2 protein-coding genes are annotated in these 1,017 nt (G+C 67.6%); both read left to right on the forward strand.

Features of this window, described 5'->3' with window-relative positions; all coding sequences use genetic code 11:
* The first annotated feature begins 302 nt into the window (after positions 1-302).
* A complete protein-coding gene (locus tag G3N92_RS34275; RefSeq protein ID WP_206131904.1) occupies positions 303-827 on the forward strand; it encodes a sigma-70 family RNA polymerase sigma factor in 525 nt (174 codons plus the stop codon).
* Between the two features lie 2 nt (positions 828-829).
* Positions 830-1,017, forward strand: a 188-nt coding sequence (locus G3N92_RS34280) for a DUF4880 domain-containing protein (protein WP_206131905.1), incomplete at its 3' end; no start/stop codon positions are given.

Genomic DNA, 1,017 nt, shown 5'->3' on the forward strand with positions numbered 1-1,017 from the left:
TGGCGGGCGTTGACGAACGGCGCACGGCGCGCGAAGGAATTCGGTGCTTCACGGGACAATCCTCGGGACGAAGTGGAGTCGGGAGCCGCCGCACGCCATCGCGTGCATGAGCCTGCTTTCCCCCGTTAATCGCACCGGACGCGAAAAAGCGAACCGCCAGATCATTTTCAATTTCAATCGAAATCCGTTATTCGATAGCTCGATGCGCGAGCTTGCGCATCCGCGTCATCTTGCGCTATAAACGAAAACCATTCTCATTTAGAAATATGGCAAGGCGTCCATCCTTGCCGTGCTCCGATGTCATGACCGCCGCCCCCGCCCCGCACGACGACGTGCGCCTGCTCTATCTCGATCACCACGGCTGGCTGCAAAGCTGGCTGCGGCGGCGTCTGGGCGATGCGGCCGACGCGGCCGATCTCGCGCACGACGCGTTCGTGCGGCTGATCGCGAAGCCCGAGCCCGCGCGCTTCGCCGGCCCGGCCGAGGCGCGCGCGTATCTGAAGGCGATGGCGCACGGCATGTGCGTCGACCGCAGCCGCCGCCGGCAGGTCGAGCAGGCCTGGCTCGACACGCTGGCCGCGCACGGCGACGGTTGCCACGCTTCGCCGGAGCATCAGGCGATCGTGATCGAGACGCTGATGGAGATCGGCGCGCTGCTGGCGAGCCTGCCCGAGAAGGCGCGCACCGCGTTCCTGCTCGCGCAGATCCACGGCGCGACCACGCCGCAGATCGCCGCGCAACTCGCCGTCTCCGAACGGATGGTGCAGAAGTACCTCGCGAGCACGATGCTGCATCTCGCGACGATCGAAGCGGGGCTGGCCGGCTAGCGATGGACGCGTCCCGACACGCCGCGGCCGATCACGCCGCGCTCGAGGCCGCCGCCGACTGGTACGCGCGGCTCTGTACCAGCGACACGGAAGCGCAACGCGCCGAATGGTCGCGCTGGCTCGACGCCCGCCCCGAGCATCGCCACGCCTGGACGCTGATCGAAGCGGTGAGCCAGCGCTTCGCGCCGCT

The sequence above is a fragment of the Burkholderia sp. Ac-20379 genome, assembly GCF_017104645.1.
Classification (GTDB): domain Bacteria; phylum Pseudomonadota; class Gammaproteobacteria; order Burkholderiales; family Burkholderiaceae; genus Burkholderia.

Bases quoted from the DNA above. Each gene is read 5' to 3' on its own strand.
- G3N92_RS34275 (WP_206131904.1), top strand. From the start codon at position 303: ATGACCGCCGCCCCCGCCCCGCACGACGACGTGCGCCTGCTCTATCTC.